Origin of the sequence: Aeromonas sp. V90_14 (genome assembly GCF_029967615.1) — a bacterium.
Classification (GTDB): domain Bacteria; phylum Pseudomonadota; class Gammaproteobacteria; order Enterobacterales; family Aeromonadaceae; genus Aeromonas; species Aeromonas hydrophila.
Genome location: NZ_JASCAS010000008.1, coordinates 103,028 through 125,237, shown reverse-complemented (window position 1 = coordinate 125,237; position 22,210 = coordinate 103,028). Strand labels below are relative to the sequence as shown.

Sequence of the window (22,210 nt, the reverse complement as noted above, 5' to 3'; positions counted from 1 at the left end):
GAAGCTGGCCCCTTGCACCCACCTCGATGAAGGCATGCACATGAGCACTCCCGACCTCAACCTGCTGATCACCCTGGATGCCCTGCTGGACGAAGGCAGCGTGGCGGGCGCGGCCAGGCGACTGGGCTTGAGCCCCTCCGCCATGAGCCGGGCCCTGGCCAGGCTGCGGGAGACCACCGGCGACCCGCTGCTGGTGCGGGCCGGCCGCGGCCTGGTACCCACTCCCAGGGCGTTGCTGCTGCGCGAGCAGGTCGGCCGGCTGGTGCAGGAAGCCGAGGAGGTGCTGCGCCCACGGCTGGAGGTCGACCCGGCGCGGCTGGAGCGCACCTTCACCCTGCGCGCCAGCGAGGGGCTGGTGGAACTGTTCGGCGCAACCCTGCTGAGCCGGCTCGCCGCCGAAGCGCCGGGGGTGCGGCTCCACTTTCTGGCCAAACCCGACAAGGAGAGCGGCCCCCTGCGCAGCGGCGAGCTGGATTTCGAGACCGGGGTCATCAGCGCCACCACGGCGCCCGAGTTGCGTACCCAGGCGCTGTTTCAGGACCACTTCGTCGCCGTGCTGCGCCCGGGCCATCCACTGTGCGACGGCCCGCTGACCGCCAGCCGCTACGCCGAGGCACGCCACGTGCTGGTGTCCCGCCGCGGCCAGCCCCACAGCCCGGTCGATGAGGCGCTGGCCAAGCTGGGACTGACGCGCCCCGTCGCCACCCTGGTACCCGGCTTTGCCACCGCGCTGACGCTGGTGCGCGGCAGCGATCTGGTGGCCACGGTGCCGGAGCATCACTGCGCCGCCCTGCTGGGCGATCTGGTTGCACGGCCCCTGCCCTTCACCCTGCCCGGGATCCGGGTCGCCCTGCTCTGGCATCCCCGGCTGGACGCGGATCCGGCCCACCGCTGGCTGCGCACCCTCATCCGCGACATCTGCGCCCAGCGCCCCTACCACCCCCTGCCGTAGGCCCCTCGTCTTGCCAAACTGCCAATGAAGGAATCTTTCACGTCTTTTGGCGGTACGGGCATTGCTTTACGTGGTCAGCCAGGCCGCCCCTGCTGCTGTGGTCCCGATCCGCATTCCGCCACCAATTGCACTACTGGTATACCCATTTATGTATAGCTTTGAATTATCAGGAATTACCCCTGAGGGGATATATAAATAGACACTTGATTTGCATCAATCGTCTGCCCCTGCCGACTGGGTAGCCTAGCCTCAGAATGATGTTTTATTACTCCAAACTTGAGGCAACTATGAGCAAAGTCAGACTGGTCGTTGTGGGCAACGGCATGGTGGGGCACCGCTTCATCGAAGAGCTGATCGAGCGGGCCGACCCGGGCCGCTACGAGATCACCGTCTTCGGTGCAGAACCCCGTCCCGCCTACGATCGCGTCCATCTCTCCTCCTACTTCTCCCATCACACCAGCGAAGATCTCTCCCTCGTCAAACCCGGCTTCTACGACAAGCACGGCATCCGCCTGCTGCTCGGCGAAGCGGTGAAAAAAATCGACAGGGCCAACCGCGAAGTGCACTCCAACAAGGGCACTGTGGTCGAGTACGACAAGCTGGTGCTGGCCACCGGTTCCTACCCCTGGGTGCCGCCCATCCAGGGCAGCCAGCACCACGAGTGCTTCGTCTATCGCACCATCGAGGATCTGAAAGCCATCCGCAGCGCCGCCAAGAGCGGCAAGAGCGGGGTGGTGATCGGGGGCGGCCTGCTTGGCCTCGAAGCCGCCGGTGCCCTCAAGGCACTGGGTCTCGAGACCCACGTGGTGGAGTTTGCTCCGGTGCTGATGGCCGAGCAGCTCGACGGTCAGGGTGGCCAGCTGCTGCGCCGCAAGATTGAATCCATGGGCGTGCAGGTGCACACCAGCAAGAGCACCAGCGAGATCCTGATGCACGGCGGCCGCGACGCCCAGCACCGCCTCGCCTTCGCCGACGGCAGCCAGCTGGAAGTAGACGTGGTCGTCTTCTCCACCGGCATCCGCCCGCAGGATACCTTGGGCCGTTACTGTGAACTGGCCATTGCCGACCGTGGCGGCGTGCTGATCGACGATCACTGCCTCACCTCCGACCCCGACATCTATGCCATCGGCGAGTGCGCCGCCTGGCAGGGCCGCTTCTTCGGGCTGGTGGCGCCGGGCTACAAGATGGCCCAGATCACCGTCGACCATCTGCTCGGCGGCGACAGCCGCTTTGAGGGGGCGGACATGAGCGCCAAGCTCAAGCTGCTCGGTGTCTCCGTCGGCTCCATCGGTGATGCCCACGGCCGCACCCCGGGCAGCCACAGCTATGTGTTTCAGGATGACCAGGCCGGCGTCTACAAGAAGATAGTGGTGAGCGAAGACAACAGCCGATTGCTCGGCGCCGTGCTGGTGGGTGACGTGGAAGATTACGGCAACCTGCTGCAGATGATGCTCAACGCCCTGCCGCTGCCGAGCCACCCGGACACCCTGATCCTGCCCGCCTACGCCGGGGCCAAGCCGACCCTGGGGGTGGATGCCCTGCCGGAAAGTGCCCAGATCTGCTCCTGCTTTGACGTCTCCAAGGGCGACATCGCCAAGGCGGTGGCCGAGGGTCACACCACGCTGGCCGCCATCAAGCAGCACACCAAGGCTGGTACCGGCTGTGGCGGCTGCGTGCCGCTCATCAGCCAGGTGCTCAACGCCGAGCTGGTGAAGCAAGGCATCGAGGTCAACAACCACCTCTGCGGCCACTTCCCCTACTCCCGTCAGGAGCTGTTCCACCTGGTCAAGGTGGAGGAGATCAAGAGCTTCGACGAGCTGCTGGCCAAGCACGGTCACGGCCATGGCTGCGAGGTGTGCAAACCGACCGTCGGCTCCATCCTCGCCTCCTGCTGGAACGACTATGTGCTGAGCCCGCTCAACACCCAGCTGCAGGACACCAACGACATCTTCCTCGGCAACATGCAAAAGGACGGCAGCTACTCCGTCATCCCGCGCATGGCCGGCGGTGAAGTGACCCCGGCAGGGCTGCTGGCGGTGGCTGAAGTGGCCCGCGACTACAAGCTCTACACCAAGATCACCGGCGCCCAGCGCATCGGCCTGTTCGGGGCCCAGAAGGATGATCTGCCCGCCATCTGGCGCAAGCTGCTGGCGGCAGGCTTCGAGACCGGTCAGGCCTACGCCAAGGCGCTGCGCATGGCCAAGACCTGCGTCGGCAGCACCTGGTGCCGCTTCGGCGTGCAGGACAGCGTCGGCCTCGGGGTCTTCCTCGAGAACCGCTACAAGGGCATTCGCACCCCCCACAAGATGAAGTTCGGCGTCTCCGGCTGTACCCGTGAATGTGCGGAAGCCCAGGGCAAGGACGTTGGCATCATCGCCACCGATGCGGGCTGGAACCTCTATGTGGGCGGCAACGGCGGCATGAAACCGCGCCACGCCGATCTGCTGGCGTCTGACCTCGACCGCGAGACCCTGATCAAGCTGATCGACCGTTTCATGATGTTCTACGTCACCAGCGCCGACAAACTGCAGCGCACTTCGGTCTGGCTCGGCAATCTGGAAGGGGGCGTCGACTACCTGCGCGAAGTGATCGTCGACGACAAGCTGGGGCTGGCCGAGACGCTGGAGCGCGATATCCAACGCCTTATCGACAGCTACGAGTGCGAATGGTCGCGCACCCTCAATGAAGAGGAAGCGCTCAAGCGTTTCAGCCACTTCATCAACAGCGACAAGCGCGACCCGGACGTTCAGTTCGTCAGCGAACGCGACCAGCACCGACCGGCCACCCCGGCCGAGCGCATCCCCGTCTACCAGATCGAGGTGGAGACCAAATGATGAAATTAGCCTGCCAACTCAACGACATCCTGCCGGGAACCGGCGTCTGCGCCCTGCTCGAGGGGCGTCAGATCGCCCTGTTCCGCCCGAGCGCGGCCGCCGAGGTGTTCGCCATCGACAACCGAGATCCCTTCTTCGCCGCCAACGTGCTGTCGCGTGGCATCGTAGGTGAACACGAGGGTGAGCTCTGGGTCGCCAGCCCGCTCAAGAAGCAGCACTTCCGCCTGCGCGACGGCCACTGCCTCGAGAACGCCGCCATGTCGGTGCAAAGCTATCCCGTTGAAGTACGCGACCAGCAGGTCTGGGTCGCCGTCTAAAGCCGATTTCACTCTCTTTCGGGCTGCCTGCGGGCGGCCCTCTTGAAGGAACCAAAGATGTATACCGAAACCATCAACAAGTGCGCCGCCAACGCGGCCCGCATCAACCGCTTCGAGCGCAGCGACAAGCTCGGCTTCTGGCTCAGCTCCGCCATGGCGGGGGCCTATGTGGGCCTTGGCATCATCCTCATCTTCACCCTGGGCAACCTGGTAGATCCGAGCATCCGTCCGCTGGTGATGGGGGCCACCTTCGGCATCGCCCTGACCCTGGTCATCATCGCCGGCTCCGAGCTGTTCACCGGCCACACCATGTTCCTCACCTTCGGGGTGAAGACCGGCAAGATTTCCATGGGGGATCTGCTGCGCATCCTGCCGCAGACCTGGGCCGGCAACCTGCTCGGATCCATCGCGGTGGCGCTGATCTACTCCTACGGCGGCAGCCTGCTGCCGGACGCGGGCAGCCTGGCGCACAAGGTGGCGCTGGCCAAGACCCAGGCACCGGCGTTGACCCTGTTCATGAAGGGTGCGCTGTGCAACTGGCTGGTCTGCCTCGCCATCTGGATGGCGCTGCGCACCGAGGGTGCCGCCAAGTTCATCGCCATCTGGTGGTGCCTGCTGGCCTTCATCGCCTCCGGCTACGAGCACTCGGTCGCCAACATGACCCTGTTCGCTCTCTCCTGGTTCGGTGCCCACTCCGAGGCCTACACCCTGGGCGGTATCGGCCACAACCTGCTGTGGGTGACCCTGGGCAACACCGTCTCCGGCGCCCTCTTCATGGGCCTCGGCTACTGGTATGCCACCCCCAAGGCTGAGCGCCCGGTCGCGGTGAACGAGACCACCACCACTGCCAGCCAGACCCAAACCGCCTGATCAGGAGGCCCCATGGACTACTTGCCCATCTTTTGCCGACTCGACAACAAACCCGTGCTGCTGGTCGGCGGCGGCGAGGTAGCGGAGCGCAAGGCGCGCCTGCTGCTGGATGCCAGTGCCCAGCTCACCGTGGTCGCGCCCGAGCTCGACCCCGAGCTGGCAGAACTGGCTGCCAACGGCAGCATCGAGTGGCTGGCCGGTGAATTCGCGCCGCAGCAACTGACGGGCAAGTGGCTGGTGGTGGCCGCCACCGATCGGCGCGAGGTGAACGCCCTGGTCTACCAGAGCGCGAACCAGGCGGGAATCTTCGCCAACGTGGTGGATGACCCGAAACGCTCCAGCTTCATCATGCCGTCGATCATCGACCGCTCGCCGCTGATGGTGGCCATCTCCTCCGGCGGCAAGGCCCCGGTGCTGGCCCGGCTGCTGCGAGAGAAACTCGAAGCCATGCTGCCTCAACATCTGAGCGCCGTCGCGGCCTTCGCCGGCAGCCTGCGGGAGCGGGTCAAGGCCCGCTTCGCCAGCATGGGCGAGCGGCGCCGCTTCTGGGAACGGCTGCTCGGGGCGGACCGGCTCGGGCAGGCACTGGCACGGGGCGATAGCGCCTCTGCCAATCAGCTGGCCGACAGCCTGTTTGCCGACGAGAGCCAGAGCGGTGGCGAGGTGGTGCTGGTGGGGGCAGGCCCCGGCGATCCGGGTCTGCTCACCCTGCACGCCCTGCGCCAGATGCAGCAGGCGGACGTGGTGGTCTATGACCGGCTGGTCTCCGACGAGGTGATGGCGCTGGTGCGCCGGGATGCCAAGCGCATCTTCGTCGGCAAGCAGGCGGGCAATCACTGCGTGCCGCAGGAGGGGATCAACCAGCTGTTGCTGGACGAGGCGAAGAAGGGCCAGCGGGTGGTGCGGCTGAAGGGGGGTGACCCCTTCATCTTCGGCCGTGGCGGCGAGGAGCTGGAGACGCTGGTGGGCAGCGGCATCGGTTTTCAGGTGGTGCCGGGGATCACCGCGGCCAGCGGCTGCGCCGCCTACGCCGGCATTCCGCTGACCCACCGCGACCACGCCCAGAGCGTTCGCTTCGTCACCGCCCACGGCAAAGGGGGCGCCCAGGATCTCGACTGGCCGCTGCTGGCCAAAGACAAGCAGACCCTGGTGTTCTACATGGGGCTCTCCTCCTGTGCCACCATCCGCGAGCAGCTGCTGACCCACGGCAAGGCGGGCGACACCCCGGTGGCGCTGATCGAGCGTGGCACCCAGCCAAGCCAGCGGGTCATTCGCGGCACTCTCGATCAGTTGCCCGAGCTGGTGGTGGGGGTCGAGAGCCCGGCCCTCATCATGGTGGGATCTGTGGTGACCCTGGCGGACCAGCTTGCCTGGTTCGGGCAAGGAGGCGCCGCAGACGCGGCCCTGGCCTCGGCTTGATCGCGGCATCTATGTCAACGCCACCCTCGGGTGGCGTTTCTTTTTCTGCATTTACTGTCATAACCTCTTGTTTTGAGTCTGGTATCCTATGGGGTGTGTCAGCCGGACCACCGAATTCAGGAATTCTGCTTCATGTCCCTCCCCGCCAAGAACAGCGCCAAACAGCGTGAACAAGACAGATCACGCATTCTCACCCTGCTGCTGGCCGATGATGCCCTCACCGACAGCCTGCTCGACCCGCAAGGGGTGCAGGATGCCACCTTGCGGGATCAGACCAGCGAACTCACCCGGCTGGTCAACAGCCTGCCCGCAGCCGATATCGCCGATGCGCTGGAATCCCTGCCGCCGGACGAACGTCACGTGCTGTGGCAGCAGGTGGACGAGGAGAAGCACGGCCAGATCCTGGTGGAGGCGTCGGAAACGGTGTGGGACAGCCTGATCAGCGGCATGAGCGACAAGGAGCTGCTGCACGCCCTGCGCACCCTCGACATCGACGATCAGATCTATCTGGGCCAGTACCTGCCCCGCAACCTGATGGGACGGCTGCTCACCTCCATGGCCCCGGCCCAGCGCGACCGGGTGCGGGAGGTGATCCGCTACGGCAAGCACACGGTCGGCGCCATGATGGACTTCGAGCTCATCACGGTGCGGGCCGAGGTGAGCCTGGCCACGGTGCAGCGCTACCTGCGCCTGCGCGGCAAGATCCCCGCCAACACCGACAAGCTGTTCGTCACCGACCGGCGCAACCGGCTGCAGGGGGAGCTGCCGCTCACCACAGTGTTGCTGCACAAACCCGAGACCCTGGTGCGCGACGTGATGGAGAAGGATCCGGTCACCTTCGATCCGGAAGACAACGATGAAGCCGCCGCCCGTACCTTCGAGCGGGACGACCTGGTCTCCGCCGCCGTCATCGACGGCCGTGGCAAGCTGATGGGCCGGCTCACCGTCGCCGAGGTGGTGGACCTGGTCTATGAAGAGAGCGACACCGACCTGCGCCGGATGGGGGGGATCAGTGAAGAGGAGGACGTGTTCGCGCCCGTCTCCAAGGCGGTCAAGACCCGCTGGGCCTGGCTCGCCATCAACCTCTGCACCGCCTTCGTGGCATCGCGGGTAATCGGTCTGTTCGAGCACACCATCTCCCAGCTGGTGGCGCTGGCGGCGCTGATGCCCATCGTCGCCGGCATCGGCGGCAACACCGGCAACCAGACCATCACCATGATAGTGCGGGCGCTGGCGCTACAGCATATCCAGACCGGCAACGTCTCCTTCCTGCTGTGGCGCGAGCTGGGGGTGGCCCTGATCAACGGCCTGGTGTGGGGCGGCACCATGGGGGTGGCCACCTACATCCTCTATCAGGATGCGGCGCTGGGTGCGGTGATGACGCTCGCCATGATGCTCAACCTGCTGGTGGCGGCACTGATGGGGGTCATCATCCCCATGACCATGAGCCGGCTGGGCCGCGACCCGGCAGTGGGTGCCAGCGTGATGATCACCGCCATCACCGACACCGGCGGCTTCTTCATCTTCCTGGGGCTGGCCACCCTGTTCCTGCTTTAATCCGCTTGGCAATAAAAAGGGAGCCTTTATGGCTCCCTTGTTCATTCGGCGCGGCCGCTACACCCGGTATTTGGCCACCGCCTGGTTGAGCAGCTTGGCCTGCTCGGTCAGGCCGTGACTCGACTTGGCATTCTCCTCCGCCATCAGGCTCGACTCCTGGGCGATGTCGCGGATGTTGTTGACGTTGCGGTTCACCTCGTTGGCCACCAGGCTCTGCTGCTCGATGGCGGCGGCAATCTGGGTGCTCATGTCCATGATATGGGTGACGTCCTGGGTGATCTGCTCCAGCAGTTCGCCCGCCATGCTGGCCTGCTCCGAGCTGCTGTTGCCCTGCTCGCGGCAGGTTGCCATCATGCCCACTATGTTGCCGGTCTGCTTCTGCAGCGAGCTGATGATACCGGCGATCTCCTGGGTCGACTTCTGGGTGCGAATGGCGAGGCTGCGCACCTCGTCCGCCACCACCGCAAAGCCGCGCCCCTGATCCCCCGCCCGCGCCGCCTCGATGGCCGCGTTGAGGGCCAGCAGGTTGGTCTGCTCGGCGATGCCGCGGATCACGTCCAGCACAGAGCCGATGGTTTCGCTCTCCTGCTGCAGCTGGGCCACTTCGCGGGAGGAGTTCTCCAGGTTGTCGGCCAGGGAGCGGATCTGGCTGACGGTGTTCTCCACCGCACTGCGCCCCTCCATCGCCTTGTTGTTGGTGGTCTGGGCATTGTTGGCGGCCTGCTCGGTGTTGCGGGCAATCTCCTCTATGGTGGAGCCCATCTCGGTGGAGGCGGTCGCCACCATGTCGGTCTCCTGCAGCTGGCGAGCGGCCCCCTCGCTGGTGCGGCGGACGTTGCCGGAGAGGTGATCCGCCGCCTCGGTCAGGGTGTGCACGCTCTGCTTCACGTCGCCGATGAGGTGGCGAAAGCCCCCCAGCATCACGTCCAGATTGCCTGCCAGCTGGGCCATCTCGTCCGCCCCCTGCAGCTCTATCTTGAGGCGCAGGTCGTTGTCTTGCCGGATGCGGTTGACGGTGTCGTTCACCCGCGAGATGGGGCGGTCGATGCTGCGCCCCAGCAGTATGCTCATGATGCCGATCAGCACTATGATGATGCCCCCGCAGACCAGCATCAGGGTATTGAGACGCGAGGTCTGCCGTACCAGCTCGTCGGCGATGTGCTTGCCGACGGCGGTAAAGCCCTGCTCGGTCTGATGCACCAGGCCCCGCATCTCATTGCGCAGCCCCTCATCTTCACTCAGTCCCAGCACTTGCATGCCCTGCACCAGTGCGACGAAGTCCTGCCGGTACTGCTCGCTGGCCTGCTCCAGCTTGCCGCGATCAGCCTCCGGCAAGGTTGCCAGCCGCTGCTGGAAATCCTTGTGCAGGGTCTGGAAGCGTTCCAGATACTGGATGTCGGAGCGCAGCATGAAGTCTTTCTCCGACCGCCGCAGTTGCAACATGGTGATGAGCAGACCCTGTTCATCCAGCTGCTTGAGCCCCTCTTCCACCTGATGCACCGCGGTTCTCAAACGCCCGTAGAGGCCGTCTTCCGGCCCCAGCCCGATGATCTGCTGCTGGGCCACCAGATCGTTGAAGGCCTTGCCATAGGCTCCCATCTGCTGATCCAGCCGGGTCAGCTCGCCCTGCACGGCACTGAGGTTGTCATCCTGACCCAGGGTCTGGTTGAGCTGGTGAAAATTGGCCAGCACCTCGTTGAAGCGGGTCACGAAGGCCGGATCCTTGCGGATCAGGAAATCCTTCTCGGCCCGTCGCAGGTTGAGCATAGCGATCTCGAGCCCGTCCACGTTGCGCTGGGCCTCGGTCAAATGGCGACTCACCTGGTTGGAGTAGAGAAACAGGCCGCTCAATACCAGCATGGCAACGGCGACCAGCGCGGTATTCAGGATCAATTTATGACGGATCAGCACGATGAACCTCTCACAAGCACGGATGGACTGCATTGAGCTTATGCGGAAAACGTTATCCCCGTTGTTGTTCAAGGAATATTCATTGAAATGCCGGTCCCACTCCTTATACTGGATCCCACCTGTTTCCAGCAGTGGATTTGACACAATGGAATACAACACTTCAGAACTGTGCGACATCTATCAGGACATGGTGGATGTACTCGAACCCATGCTCTGCTCCTTCGGCGGCCGCGCCTCGTTCGGCGGCGTCATCACCACAGTCAAATGCTTCGAATCAAACGGCCTGATCCGTGAACTCGTCAAAGAGAACGGCGTCGGTCGGGTGTTGCTGATCGATGGCGGTGGCTCCATGCGCCGCGCCCTGATCGACAGCGAGATCGCCACCACGGCGGCCGAGAACGAGTGGGAAGGGATCGTCTGCTACGGCTGCGTGCGCGAGGTCGACATTCTGGAAGACTTGGATATCGGCATTCAGGCGCTGGCAGCCATTCCGGTGGGTGCCGACAGCAAGGACGTGGGCGAGACCGATCTGCCGGTCAACTTCGGTGGCGTCACCTTCCTGCCGGACGATCATCTCTACGCCGATACCACAGGGGTGATCCTCTCCCCCGATGCACTCGACATCGAGTAAGCGGAGCAGAGTGAAAATGGGAGCCAAGGCTCCCATTTTTTATGCCCGTCGCTGGCCGAAAACACGCAAAAAAAGAGGGCCAGTAAAAACTGGCCCCTTAACTGGAAGCAATGTGAGCAATGTCGTGCCTTCACAAGAAGTCCATCACGTTGGAACGAATGAAGTCTTTCCCGGAAAACAAGTTAACAATAATCATTCTCATTTAACTTGGCAACCCTTATTTGCCAAAAATGCAAAAAAATTGACCACCCCTGGGGGTGGTCAATCTCGTCAGGCTTGTCGCGTGGCCGTTTGTAGGCCGGCCAATCCGGCCTCGCCCACCAGCTTGCGGCTGAGATAACGCAGCAGCACGCCGTAGAGCGGCACAAACAATCCCAGGCTTATCAGCAGCTTGAACACGTAGTCCACGGTAGCAATCTCGACCCAGTGCTCGGCCATGAAGGGATCCGTACTGCACCAGAAAGCGATGGTGAAGAAAGCGATGGTGTCCACCAGGTTGCCGAACAGAGTGGAGGCAGCCGGTGCCACCCACCAGGCTTTCAGCAGCCGCAGCCGGTTGAACACCACCACGTCCATGAACTGACCCACCAGATAGGCCATAAAACTGGCTAACGCAATCCGGGCAACAAAGAGATTGAATTCGGCCAGGTTGCCGACGCCCTGGAAGCTACCCTCGAAGAACAGTACCGACAGGGCATAGGAGATGGCCAGCGCCGGCAACATCACGGTCTGGATGATCTTGCGCGCCAGACCGGCACCGAAGATCCGCACCGTCAAGTCGGTGGCCAGAAAGATGAACGGGAAGCTGAAGGCACCCCAGGTAGTGTGGAAGCCGAAGATGGTGATCGGCAGCTGCACCAGGTAGTTGCTGCTGGCAATGATCAGGATGTGGAACAACGAGAGGCGCACCAGCGCCATCTGGTGCTGAGCAGGGGTCAGATTCATATTGTGACCTTTTTGGTTAATGGGGTTAGGGAACCCATACCGCCACCATTGGCGATAATTGAGGGGCGAGATTATACGCCCCCACACTGATAGTTCAATCCTTATGCGGTTGCTGAGGCTGCCATACCATCCTCACCCCTGATGCTGACGGGCCAGCCAGAGCAGCACCTCGGCATCGACAGGCAGCTCCGCCGCCAGCCAGCAGCCGCTGTAGTGTTCGTACTCGAGCCGAAAGCGGCTCCCCTCGAACTCCAGCAACCAGCTGTGACGATCGGCACCGCACTCCCGCTCGAGCACCACCAGCTCCCACTCCTGCAACAGAGCCTCGGCCAGAGTCGGAAAGCTGTCCCAATCGAGCGCGGGGTTCACCAGCGTCACCACCCCGGCCTCCCTGTCTGTCTGCGCGATACGCCAGTTCATCTGCGGCTCCTCAACTGCTGCAAGAGAGCTCGCCACTGCAATACCATGCCGGTTGCGGAGTCGCGAGATCCTCGTATTCGGGTTGCTCATCATAGGGGTGCTGCAGGGCCGCAAACAGTCGCTCGAACGGCGCCATGTCGCCCTGCTCGGCAGCCTCGATCACCCGCTGGGCCAGCGCGTTGCGCAGCACATACTTGGGGTTGACCGAATCCATCTGCACCTTGCGTACGCCATCCTCGCTCCCTTCCCGGGCCAGGCGCGCCCGATAGGCCTCAAGCCACCCTTGCCAGGCGGCAAGATCCGGCAGCAGAGCCAGCAGGCTGGCGGGCCATGCCCCCTCTTGCGTCACCTCACCGAGACGACGCAGGAACAGGTGGTAATCCACTCCGTGCTCCGTCAGCAGCCGGAACAGCTCGCGGAACAGCGCCGGATCGTCGTCTTCCCACACCGCCAGCCCCAGTTTGGCGCGCATCAGTTCCGAGTAGTGCAGCATCAACTGGTGTTCATACTGGGCCAGGGCCGCAGCCAGCGCGTCCCCATCGACGTGGCCGGCCAGCGCTTGCGCCAGCTTTTGCAAGTTCCAGTAACCGACCGCCGGCTGCTGATCCAGCGCATAGCGACCGCCCGGATCCGAGTGGTTGCAAACAAAGTCCGGCACATAGGCATCGATGAAGCCGTAGGGACCGTAATCCAGCGTCAGTCCGAGCAGCGACATGTTGTCGGTGTTCATCACCCCGTGGCAGAAGCCTGCCGCCTGCCACTTGGCGATGAGCCGCGCGGTGCGGCGTACCACTTCGGCAAACAGCTCGGCACCATCGACCAGCTCGGGGAAATGGTGGCGTAGCAGATAGTCGATAAGGGTCGGGATTCGATCCCCCTGCCCGCTCCAGGCGAAATACTCGACGTGGCCGAAGCGCAGATGACTCGGGGCGGTACGCAGCACGGTCGCGCCTGTCTCCACCTGCTCGCGGTAGACCGGCTCCTGGCTGCCCACCAGCACCAGGGCCCGGGTGGTGGGGATGCCGAGGGCATGCAGCGCCTCGGAGGCCAGATACTCGCGAATGCTGGAACGGAGCACGGCGCGGCCATCGCCGAAACGGGAGAAGGGGGTCTTGCCCGCCCCTTTCAGGTGCAGATCCCAGCGGCTGCCATCCGGCGCCTGCTGCTCCCCCAGCAGCAGGGCGCGGCCATCGCCAAGACGCGGGCTGTAGCCGCCGAACTGGTGGCCCGCATAGACCTGGGCCACCGGCTGCATGCCGGGCAAGGGCTGCCCATGGCCACAGCAGGCCAGCCAGTCGGCCTCGCTCACCGCCCCCAGCCCCAGCTCGCCGAGCAGCGCACGGTTGAGGTGCAGCAGGCCGGGGGCATGCAGTGGCTGGGGTGCAACGGGCTCACAAGCCCAGGGCAGTTCGGTGGCAAAAGTGTTGATCAGCTTCATGGTGGTGCGGTTCGTCCCTGCGTATGCTCGTGTCACTCTTTATACCGCCGTCGGCCAGCACTGGCTAACGGACGATGCGCTATTTCATTTCAAGGAGAAGAAGATGCAAAGATGGTTGGGCACCCTGCCCCTGTTGCTGTTGTTGTGGGGGCCGGCCCAGGCGGCCGATGTCGAGGCAGGCAAAGCCAAGGCCGCCGTCTGCGCCGCCTGTCACGGGGTCGAAGGCAAGGCTCTTATTCCCAACTATCCCCATCTGGCGGGACAAAACGCCGCCTATCTGGTCAAACAGCTGAAGGCCTTCAAGGATGGCAGCCGCAAGGAGCCCTTGATGGTGCCCTTCATGGCGCCACTCACCGATGCGGACATGGAGAACCTGGCGGCCTATTACGCCAGCCTCAAATAACCGGCGCGCCCGGCAGACGGACGCCCGTTGGCGACGCGCCCGGTGCAGCTTCACCAAGCTCCTACCGACGGCAGTAGTCGATGATCAGGTCCATAAAGGCTTCGCCGAAGCGTTCCAGCTTGCGGTGACCCACGCCGTTGACCGCCAGCATTTCCGCCTCGGTCATCGGCATCAGCTGCGCCATCTCGACCAGGGTGGCATCGTTGAACACCACATAGGGCGGCACCTCTTCATCCTCGGCGATCTGCTTGCGCAGGGCGCGCAGCTCCTTGAACAGCCGCTTGTCGTAGTTGGCGTTGTCGAGCAGGCCGTTGCGCTTCTCCTTGCGGCTGGAGATGGGCTGCAGGCGCGGCACCGCCAGATCCAGTTTCACCTCGCCGCGCAGCACGGGACGGGCCGCCTCGGTCAACTGCAGCACCAGATTGCGGGTGATGTTCTGGGTCAGCAGCCCCTTGTGGATCAGCTGGCGGATCACGCTCATCCAGTACTCGTGGCTCTGATCCTTGCCGATGCCGTAGGTCGACAGCTTGTCGTGGCCGTGGTCCTTGATGCGCTGGTTCAGCGACCCGCGCAGCACCTCCACCACATAACCCACCCCGAAATTCTGCCCCACCCGCCAGACGCAGGAGAGCGCCTTCTGGGCATCTTCGGTGCCGTCGTAGCTCTGGGGCGGGTCGAGGCAGATGTCACAGTTGCCGCACGGCTTGTCGTTGTACTCGCCGAAGTAGTTGAGCAGCACCTGCCGGCGGCAGGTCTGAGCCTCGGCGAAGGCCGCCATCACGTTGAGCTTGTACTGCTCCACCTGCAACTGCTGGGGGTTTTCGATGTTGTCGAGCAGCCGGCGCACCCGGCCGATGTCGGCTGGATCGTACAGCAGCAGCGCCTCGGCCGGGGTGCCGTCGCGGCCGGCCCGGCCGGTCTCCTGATAGTAGGATTCGATGTTCTTGGGGATGTCGTAGTGCACCACGAAGCGCACATTGGGCTTGTCGATGCCCATGCCGAACGCCACCGTCGCCACCACTATCTCGATGTCGTCCTTGAGGAAGGACTCCTGAGTGCGCTGGCGCAGCTCGAGCGGCAGGCCGGCGTGATAGGGCGCCGCCTTGCAGCCGTGGCGGGAGAGCCGCTCGGCCACCTCTTCCACCCGATTGCGGCTGGAGCAGTAGACGATGCCGCAGTTGCCCTTCTGGCTCTGCACATAGCGCAGCAGCTGCTCCGCCGCCTTGAATTTCTCCACCAGGCTGTAGCGGATATTGGGCCGATCGAAGCTGGCGGTATGGATAAAGGGGTCGTGGAGTTCCAGCCGATGCAGCATGTCGCTGCGGGTCGCCTCGTCGGCGGTGGCGGTGAGCGCCACCACGGGCACCTGCGGGAACCACTGCTTGAGCCGGCCCAGCGCCGCGTATTCCGGTCGAAAATCGTGTCCCCACTGAGAGACGCAGTGCGCCTCGTCGATGGCAAACAGGCCGAGCGGCAGCTCTGCCAGCCGATCCATGAACTCGTGCTGCAGCAGGCGTTCGGGGGAGACGTAGACGATTTTTATCTCGCCGCGCCGCATGGCGGCAAAATTCTGGATCATCTCCTCCCGGCTCAGTGCCGAGTTGATGTAGACCGCCGCCACGCCGTTGGCGCGCAGGCTGTCCACCTGATCCTTCATCAGCGAAATGAGGGGAGAGACCACTACCCCGAGCCCGGGCCGCAACAGCGCCGGGATCTGGTAGCAGAGCGACTTGCCGCCACCGGTGGGCTTGAGCACCAGCGCATCGCGCCCCGCCACGATCTGCTCGATGATTTCGAGCTGGCCCGGCCGGAATTGCTGATAGCCGAACACCGCCTGCAGCAGGGCAAGCGGATTCTCTGGCTGGGGGTCAGGCAGGGTTTCGGCAATGGCGGTCATGGGCTCTCCTTTGGGGTCGCCATTCTAAAGCAGCAGCCGCTCACAATAAACCTGCCATTGCGACTGTTAAGGAAGTGTTGCAGACTGGCTGGAGTTTTTACTCGGTCGTACTGCCAGGGATCGGACTCAAGGAATGAAACAGATGCTCAAGAAGATGGCGCTCAGTGGCATTGCCAACCTGTTCGCCGAGAGGATGCCGTTCAACAAGCTGATCGGCATGCAGGTGACGCACTACGACTTCGACAAGGTGGAGCTGCGCATCAAGATGGAGGAGAAGCTGATCGGCAACCCCTTCCACAACATCCTGCACGGCGGCGTCACCGCCAGCCTGCTCGATGTGGCCGGCGGCATGATAGTCGCCGCCTCCTGCATCGACGAGCTGGAAGACTTCTCCCCCAGCTACCTCAAGGAGCGCTTCTCCCGCCTCGGCACCATCGATCTGCGGGTGGACTACCTGCGACCGGGGCGCGGCAACGAGTTCATCGCCACCGCCCACATCATCCGGGCCGGCAGCAAGGTCGCGGTTGCCCGCATGGAGCTGCACAACGAAGAAGGGACTCATATCGCCTTCGGTACCGGCACCTACCTGGTGGGCTAAGCCAGCCTATTGCATAAAAACCACGCTGCTAATCTGATTTTAATCATTAGAAACCTTACCCCCTCTGCCGCCACCGGGTTCATACTGAAAGTCGGGATTGTGTGCAGAGGGAGGATTGCAGGCGATGAGTGCGAAACTGGCCACCAAACCATCCAGAGCCTTGTTGAGGCAACTCGAGTCCATGCTCGACGAGGTGCAGACACCCGAGTGTCGCCACTGGCTGGAACAGGAGCTTGAGGGATACTCTCTCTGTTCGCCCCTGCCTTGGTATCGCATCATAGCCTGTCGGCAACGCGGTCACTTCTTGGACCTGAAGACGGGAAAATACCTGACTTGTCATATCAACAGTCAAACGCTAAGCCAACGCGATCTGGCCCAAATTCAGTTCATCTATGCCCGTGAACCCGCCGCCCACTATTTGCTGCAACGCAATTCCGGTATTGAGCCCTGGCCAGAACAGCTGCTGGAAGATTATCAGGAGCAGCTGATCCCCGGCCACCTATGCCTGCAAGCCTGGCATGAGCCCGTGTCTTCATTACGTGAACAACTGATGGAGGGAATCGAACATTTCATTAGTGAGTACCCCAAGCACGCGGCCTTGCAACCTCAACACGGCTTCAAGGCATTGCGGCATCAGCACTGGCATATCTAACAGGCGCCTGGCGCGCAAGGAGGGCACATAGACAGAACCCAACCAGAGATTGCCACAATCTAGAGTGCCGGAGTCAGGATCAGACTCCACCCTGGGCCACCGAGCGGTGGCCCTTTTATTGCCCAGCGCCGGGCAACGGAACTGACGAGACGGATGAAACAGAGAGACAGAGGAGCATTGCAGTTACCCTAGAACGCCGCCAGCCTGAATATCTCCCTCGACTTGCGCAAACGCCAAATGCGAAAAGGCCGCTCTATTGAGCGGCCTTTTCTAATGTGGTCGGTGTGAGAGGATTCGAACCTCCGACCCCTTCGTCCCGAACGAAGTGCGCTACCAAGCTGCGCTACACACCGATGTCTGCGGGACGGGAATTTACCGAAAGCCCCGACTCGACACAAGCCTTTTTTACGTTTGGAAGGAAAAAAATGGCTGTTCGCTCAACTATTCGTCAGTTCCATCCATCCTGAGCCGTCAGCGGCCAAAAAATGGCCTGGCAACGCTTATGACGAAGCGAGCTGGAATTCGGCCGGGCCGAGCAAGCGGCGACGCCAGTCAGCGATCACACCATGCTCCAGCCAGTCTGCCGCATGCTTGCGCCAGTTGGGCGAGAGGGCCGGATTTTCCAGCAGCAACAGCAGGTCCGCCTCGTTGCGCAGCTGGTTGAACAGGATATCGGCGGTACGCTTTACCGTGAGTTCAGGGTAGGGCCTGTCCACCAGCGCCAGCCGCTCCTGCGGCATCACCATCCCCTCTTCCAGCACCCGTAGCAGCCAGCCGCAGCGACCGCTGAGCTGCATCACCTGCGACATCTGGCCATAGCCGAAACGCTGGTTGAGCTTGAAGCAGGGGGATCTGGGCTGGCTTATCTGGATCAGCGCCTCGCCGAGTCGATAGACATCGCCGATGCAGGCCTGCGCCTCGGTCAGCCCGATCCCGGAGAGGTTCTCGCCGAAGGCGGCCGGTTGCCAGGGAGTACGCGGGGCTGGCAGACCCAGCGCCGTCTGCCAGTTGTGCCACCAGGGGTAGTGGTCGGCGGGATAGTGGTGCAGCGCCCGATCCGGGCCGCCATGGTGGCGCTGGTCGCACTGTTCATCGCCAGCCAGACCATTGGCACCGCACCAGAGCGGTATGGTAGTGGCTTGTTTGTGGATGGCACTGACAAGGCCGGGAACCAGTTCGGTACCCTGGCCGCTAAAGATGGAGATCCGCATTCTCATCCTCCGGATTGACGAGAGAATGCGGATCTTAGCACGAGGTCAGGCGACTGCCTGCATCTGGGTGGTCATGGCGATCTCGGCGCGGCGACGTTTCTCCGCCTTGGCCATCAGATACCAGCTGCCGAAGGTGAACAGCGATACTGACAGCAGGATGAGGCTGGCCACCGCGTTGATCTCGGGTTTCACCCCGAGCCGCACCGCCGAGAAGACCTCCATCGGCAGGGTGGTCGAACCCGGGCCGGAGACGAAGCTCGCCAGCACCAGGTCATCCAGCGACAGGGCAAACGACATCATGCCGCCCGCCGCCAGCGACGGGGCAATCATCGGGATGGTGATCAGGAAGAACACCTTCCAGGGTTTGGCCCCCAGATCCATGGCCGCCTCCTCGATGGAGAGATCCAGCTCCCGCAGTCTGGCCGACACCACGATCGCCACATAGGCGGTACAGAAGGTGGTGTGCGCGATCCAGATGGTCACCATGCCCCGCTCGGCGGGCCAGCCCACCAGCTGGGCCATGGCCACGAACAGCAGCAGCAAGGAGAGACCGGTGATCACCTCGGGCATCACCAGCGGCGCCGTCACCATGCCGCCGAACAGGGTCCGGCCACGGAAGTGCGGGATCCGGGTCAGCACGAAGGCCGCCACCGTCCCCAGCGCCACCGCTGCGATGGCGGTATAGAAGGCGATCTCCAGCGAACGCAGTACCGAACCTATCAACTGCTTGTTGTCGAGCAGGCCGAAATACCACTTCAGCGACCAGCCACCCCATACCGTCACCAGCTTGGAGGCGTTGAAGGAGTAGATCACCATGATGATCATCGGCAGGTAGATGAACAGCAGCCCCAACCACAGCATCAGCTTGGCAAAACCAAAGCGCCTCATACTTTACCCTCCAGCTCTTTGGCCTGGTTGCGGTTGAACAGGATGATCGGAATGATCAGCACCGCCAGCATCACCACCGCCAGAGCGGACGCCACCGGCCAGTCGCGGTTGTTGAAGAACTCCTGCCACAGCACCTTGCCGATCATCAGGGTCTCGGGGCCGCCCAGCAGCTCCGGAATGACGAACTCGCCCACTACCGGGATGAACACCAGCATGCAGCCGGCGATGATGCCGTTCTTGGAGAGCGGCACCGTGATCTGCCAGAACCGGGTCAGGTTGCGGGCACCGAGGTCGGAGGCCGCCTCCAGCAGACTCTGGTCGTGCTTGACCAGGTTGGCGTAGAGCGGCAGCACCATGAACGGCAGGTAGGAGTAAACGATGCCGATGTAGACCGCCAGGTTGGTGTTGAGGATCTGCAGCGGCTCGTTGATGAGGCCGATGCCCATCAACAGGCTGTTGAGCAGGCCGTTGTTGCTGAGAATGCCCATCCAGGCGTAGACCCGGATCAGGATCGCGGTCCAGGTCGGCATCATGATGAGCAGCAGCAGAACGGTCTGGGTCTCCTTGTTGGCCCGGGCGATGGAGTAGGCCATCGGATAGCCGATCAGCAGACAGAGCACTGTGCTGATGAAGGCCATCTTGAGGGAACCGAGATAGGCCGCGATGTAGAGCTCATCTTCCTGCAGCAGCAGGTAGTTGCCCATGTGCAGCAAGATGGTGAGCTGATCGTCGGCCCAGCTCACCACGTCGGTGTAGGGCGGGATCGCCACGTCCGCTTCGGCGAAGCTGATCTTCACCACTATGATGAAGGGCAGCAGGAAGAACAGGAACAGCCAGAAGAACGGGATGCCGATCACCAGCTGCCGCCCCCCCAGTGCCTTCAGTCGTCTCAATGCCATCATGATTGCAGCACCACGCCGCTGTCATCTTCCCAGTAGAGGAACACCTGGTCATCCCAGGTCGGCCGCTTGCCGTGGCGTTCGGCATTGGCGATGAAAGCCTGAACGATTTTGCCCGAAGGCAACTGGATGTGATAAACCGAATGACCGCCCAGATAGGCGATGTCATAGACTTCGCCCTTGGTCCAGTTGAAGTCCGGATGCTCGATCTCCACCGGCTTTTGCAGACTCATCAGCAGTTTTTCCGGCCGCAGGGCGTAGGTGACCTTCTTGTTCTCGGCGCGAGAGCTGATGCCGTGGCCCACATAGATGGGCTGCTCCAGATCGGCGCAGGCGATGGTGGCGTGGTCCTGCTCATCCTCCACCAGCAGACCGTCAAACAGGTTGACGTTGCCGATAAACTCGCACACCAGCCGGCTGGCCGGGGTTTCATAGATGTCCATCGGGCTGCCGATCTGTTCGATGCAACCCAGGTGCATGATGGCGATCCGCTCGGCCATGGTCATCGCCTCTTCCTGGTCGTGGGTCACCATGACGCAGGTTACCCCGACTCGCTCGATGATCTCGACCAGCTCGAGCTGCATCTGGGAGCGCAGCTTCTTGTCCAGCGCCCCCATGGGCTCATCCAGCAACAGCAGCTTGGGCCGCTTGGCCAGCGAGCGCGCCAGCGCCACCCGCTGGCGCTGGCCACCGGAAAGCTGATGGGGTTTGCGACGGGCATACTGGGTCATCTGTACCAGCTTGAGCATCTCCTCCACCCGGGCATCGACCTCCGCCTTGGGCAGGCCATCCTGCTTGAGGCCGAAGGCGATGTTCTGCGCCACCGTCATGTGGGGGAACAGGGCGTAGGACTGGAACATCATGTTGATGGGGCGTTCATAGGGCGGCATGTCGGTGATATCGACCCCGTCGAGGAACAAGCGTCCCTCGGTGGGACGCTCGAACCCCGCCAGCATCCGCAGCAGGGTCGATTTGCCGGAGCCGGACCCGCCCAGCAGGGCGAAGATCTCGCCCTTGTGGATGTTGAGGGACACGTTGTCGACCGCCAGCGTTTCATCGAACTGCTTGCTTACCCTGTCTATCTTGACCAGCACTTCTTTGCGTTGCTGGCTGCCCTCGAGGGCTTTCTTGTAGGCACTGGAGGCTATCGCCATTACCAAACTCCCAAAGGTAATACCGGCCGGGGCCGATCCATAAAACAGTCTGGCGCCCCGGGATGGGCGCCAAGGTTAGGTTCCGGACTTGATCTTGGTCCAACTCCGGGTGATCAGGCGCTGCACCGCGCGGGGATGTGCCTGCTGCACATACAGCCGCTCCAGCACCGCCTGGGGTGGATAGACGGACTCGTCATTGCGCACGTGTTCCTCCATGAACTCCCCCGCCTTGGCGTTGGGGTTCGCGTAACCCACATGATTGCTGATCTGGGCAATCACCTCGGGCTGCAGCACGTAGTTGATGAGGGCGTGCGCCTCTTTCACGTTGGTGGCATCGGCCGGGATCGCCATCATGTCGAACCAGAGGTTGCCCCCCTCCTTCGGTATGCTGTAGGCGATCTTGATCCCCTTGCCGGCTTCGTCGGCACGGGCCGCCGCCTGCAGGATGTCGCCGGAGAAACCGGCCGCCACGCAGATGTCGCCGTTGGCGAGATCGCCGATGTACTTGGAGGAGTGGAAATAGGCCACGTAGGGACGCACCTTGAGCAGCTGCTCCTCGGCACGCTTGAGATCCGCCGGATCCTGGCTGTTGGGGTTGAGCCCCAGATAGTTGAGCGCCGCCGGGATCATCTCGTCTGCCGAGTCGAGGAAGGCGACCCCGCAACGGGCCAGTTTCTGCATGTTTTCCGGTTCGAAGATCACGGCCCAGGAATCAATCTTGTCGACCCCCAGCACGGCCTTGACCTTGTCGATGTTGTAACCGATGCCGTTGGTGCCCCACAGATAGGGCACGGCGTACTGATGACCCGGATCCACCTTGTCGAGCTGCTTGAGCAGCACGGGATCCAGGTTGGCCAGATTGGGCAGCAGGGCGGGATCCAGCTTCTGGAAGGCCCCCGCCTTGATCTGTTTGGCCAGGAAATTGTTGGAGGGCACCACCAGATCGTAACCGGTGCGTCCGGTCAGCAGCTTGCCTTCGAGGGTTTCGTTGGAATCAAACACGTCATAGACGGTCTGGATCCCGGTCGCCCGCTGAAAGTCGCTGAGGGTGGTCTCGCCGATATAGTCGGACCAGTTGTAAAAGTGGACCACAGGGGCTGCCTGAGCCACATTTGCCAACCCCAGAGCCAGGGCCATCGTCACTATCTTGGTTGTGTGCACTTACTCAGTCCTCTTAATGTGTGATTTGCCAGTCGCGCATCCTTACGCGCCGT

Annotated in this window: 20 protein-coding genes and 1 tRNA gene; 10 read left to right on the top strand and 11 right to left on the bottom strand. The window is 62.9% G+C overall.

Annotation, left to right across the window (positions count from 1 at the left end; all coding sequences use genetic code 11):
• Positions 1–40: 40 nt before the first annotated feature.
• The 6 genes from QLG02_RS08695 to mgtE all read left to right on the top strand — a co-directional run bounded on the left by QLG02_RS08695 (position 41) and on the right by mgtE (position 7,949).
• The gene (locus QLG02_RS08695; RefSeq protein ID WP_282464994.1) at positions 41–952 is read left to right on the top strand and encodes a LysR family transcriptional regulator; all 912 of its coding nucleotides are present in this window, start codon (positions 41–43) and stop codon (positions 950–952) included.
• A gap of 287 nt (positions 953–1,239) precedes the next feature.
• Positions 1,240–3,786 (top strand): nitrite reductase large subunit NirB, encoded by a 2,547-nt coding sequence (gene nirB, locus QLG02_RS08690; RefSeq protein ID WP_282464993.1) that lies wholly within the window; start codon positions 1,240–1,242, stop codon positions 3,784–3,786.
• On the top strand, positions 3,786–4,103 hold the full coding sequence (gene nirD / locus QLG02_RS08685) for a nitrite reductase small subunit NirD (protein WP_016352322.1): 318 nt from the start codon (positions 3,786–3,788) through the stop codon (positions 4,101–4,103). The genes nirB and nirD overlap by 1 nt, the downstream gene beginning before the upstream one ends.
• Positions 4,104–4,160: 57 nt before the next feature.
• Positions 4,161–4,973: a nitrite transporter NirC gene (gene nirC, locus QLG02_RS08680; protein ID WP_282464992.1), complete on the top strand. Its 813-nt coding sequence runs from the start codon at positions 4,161–4,163 to the stop codon at positions 4,971–4,973.
• Positions 4,974–4,985: 12 nt separating this feature from the next.
• Positions 4,986–6,392, top strand: coding sequence for a siroheme synthase CysG (gene cysG / locus QLG02_RS08675; protein ID WP_282464991.1), 1,407 nt, complete (start codon positions 4,986–4,988; stop codon positions 6,390–6,392).
• A 132-nt stretch (positions 6,393–6,524) separates the two neighbouring features.
• Positions 6,525–7,949 (top strand): magnesium transporter, encoded by a 1,425-nt coding sequence (gene mgtE / locus QLG02_RS08670; protein WP_024945584.1) that lies wholly within the window; start codon positions 6,525–6,527, stop codon positions 7,947–7,949.
• A 57-nt stretch (positions 7,950–8,006) separates the two neighbouring features.
• On the opposite strand, the gene QLG02_RS08665 is transcribed toward mgtE, so the two are convergent.
• On the bottom strand, positions 8,007–9,860 hold the full coding sequence (locus QLG02_RS08665) for a HAMP domain-containing methyl-accepting chemotaxis protein (protein WP_282464990.1): 1,854 nt from the start codon (positions 9,858–9,860) through the stop codon (positions 8,007–8,009).
• Between the two features lie 145 nt (positions 9,861–10,005).
• Between QLG02_RS08665 and rraA the strand changes: the two genes are divergently transcribed.
• Positions 10,006–10,491 carry a ribonuclease E activity regulator RraA gene (gene rraA, locus QLG02_RS08660; protein WP_005306574.1) on the top strand — a complete coding sequence of 162 codons (486 nt, stop codon included), beginning with the start codon at positions 10,006–10,008 and terminating at the stop codon, positions 10,489–10,491.
• Positions 10,492–10,761: 270 nt separating this feature from the next.
• Here the strand turns inward: rraA and QLG02_RS08655 are convergent, their stop codons facing one another.
• The 3 genes from QLG02_RS08655 to QLG02_RS08645 all read right to left on the bottom strand — a co-directional run bounded on the left by QLG02_RS08655 (position 10,762) and on the right by QLG02_RS08645 (position 13,294).
• Positions 10,762–11,436, bottom strand: coding sequence for a 7-cyano-7-deazaguanine/7-aminomethyl-7-deazaguanine transporter (locus QLG02_RS08655; protein WP_257685835.1), 675 nt, complete (start codon positions 11,434–11,436; stop codon positions 10,762–10,764).
• 132 nt (positions 11,437–11,568) lie between these two features.
• The gene (locus tag QLG02_RS08650) at positions 11,569–11,856 is read right to left on the bottom strand and encodes a DUF3630 family protein (protein ID WP_257685836.1); all 288 of its coding nucleotides are present in this window, start codon (positions 11,854–11,856) and stop codon (positions 11,569–11,571) included.
• A gap of 10 nt (positions 11,857–11,866) precedes the next feature.
• Positions 11,867–13,294, bottom strand: a complete 1,428-nt coding sequence (locus tag QLG02_RS08645) for a protein adenylyltransferase SelO (RefSeq protein ID WP_257685837.1) — start codon at positions 13,292–13,294, stop codon at positions 11,867–11,869.
• A gap of 103 nt (positions 13,295–13,397) precedes the next feature.
• Between QLG02_RS08645 and QLG02_RS08640 the strand changes: the two genes are divergently transcribed.
• The gene (locus QLG02_RS08640) at positions 13,398–13,697 is read left to right on the top strand and encodes a c-type cytochrome (protein ID WP_282464989.1); all 300 of its coding nucleotides are present in this window, start codon (positions 13,398–13,400) and stop codon (positions 13,695–13,697) included.
• Positions 13,698–13,758: 61 nt separating this feature from the next.
• Here QLG02_RS08640 and recQ read toward each other — a convergent pair whose 3' ends face one another.
• The gene (gene recQ, locus QLG02_RS08635; protein ID WP_011707789.1) at positions 13,759–15,594 is read right to left on the bottom strand and encodes an ATP-dependent DNA helicase RecQ; all 1,836 of its coding nucleotides are present in this window, start codon (positions 15,592–15,594) and stop codon (positions 13,759–13,761) included.
• 133 nt (positions 15,595–15,727) lie between these two features.
• Between recQ and QLG02_RS08630 the strand changes: the two genes are divergently transcribed.
• Both QLG02_RS08630 and QLG02_RS08625 read left to right on the top strand, forming a co-directional pair.
• Positions 15,728–16,192, top strand: coding sequence for a thioesterase family protein (locus QLG02_RS08630; protein ID WP_029306122.1), 465 nt, complete (start codon positions 15,728–15,730; stop codon positions 16,190–16,192).
• Positions 16,193–16,316: 124 nt separating this feature from the next.
• Entirely contained in the window at positions 16,317–16,844 is a 528-nt protein-coding gene (locus tag QLG02_RS08625; RefSeq protein ID WP_011707791.1) for a hypothetical protein, read from the top strand.
• Between the two features lie 276 nt (positions 16,845–17,120).
• On the opposite strand, the gene QLG02_RS08620 is transcribed toward QLG02_RS08625, so the two are convergent.
• From QLG02_RS08620 to QLG02_RS08595, 6 genes are all read right to left on the bottom strand, one after another.
• Positions 17,121–17,197: transfer RNA gene (locus QLG02_RS08620), tRNA-Pro, on the bottom strand.
• A gap of 147 nt (positions 17,198–17,344) precedes the next feature.
• The gene (locus tag QLG02_RS08615) at positions 17,345–18,055 is read right to left on the bottom strand and encodes an MOSC domain-containing protein (RefSeq protein ID WP_282464988.1); all 711 of its coding nucleotides are present in this window, start codon (positions 18,053–18,055) and stop codon (positions 17,345–17,347) included.
• Positions 18,056–18,100: 45 nt separating this feature from the next.
• Positions 18,101–18,943 (bottom strand): ABC transporter permease subunit, encoded by an 843-nt coding sequence (locus tag QLG02_RS08610; protein ID WP_011707793.1) that lies wholly within the window; start codon positions 18,941–18,943, stop codon positions 18,101–18,103.
• Positions 18,940–19,845: an ABC transporter permease subunit gene (locus QLG02_RS08605; protein ID WP_017409743.1), complete on the bottom strand. Its 906-nt coding sequence runs from the start codon at positions 19,843–19,845 to the stop codon at positions 18,940–18,942. The genes QLG02_RS08610 and QLG02_RS08605 overlap by 4 nt, the downstream gene beginning before the upstream one ends.
• On the bottom strand, positions 19,842–20,996 hold the full coding sequence (potA, locus tag QLG02_RS08600) for a polyamine ABC transporter ATP-binding protein (protein ID WP_011707795.1): 1,155 nt from the start codon (positions 20,994–20,996) through the stop codon (positions 19,842–19,844). Before potA ends, QLG02_RS08605 begins: the two co-directional genes overlap by 4 nt.
• Positions 20,997–21,071: 75 nt before the next feature.
• A complete protein-coding gene (locus tag QLG02_RS08595; RefSeq protein ID WP_011707796.1) occupies positions 21,072–22,157 on the bottom strand; it encodes a polyamine ABC transporter substrate-binding protein in 1,086 nt (361 codons plus the stop codon).
• Positions 22,158–22,210 lie beyond the last annotated feature (53 nt).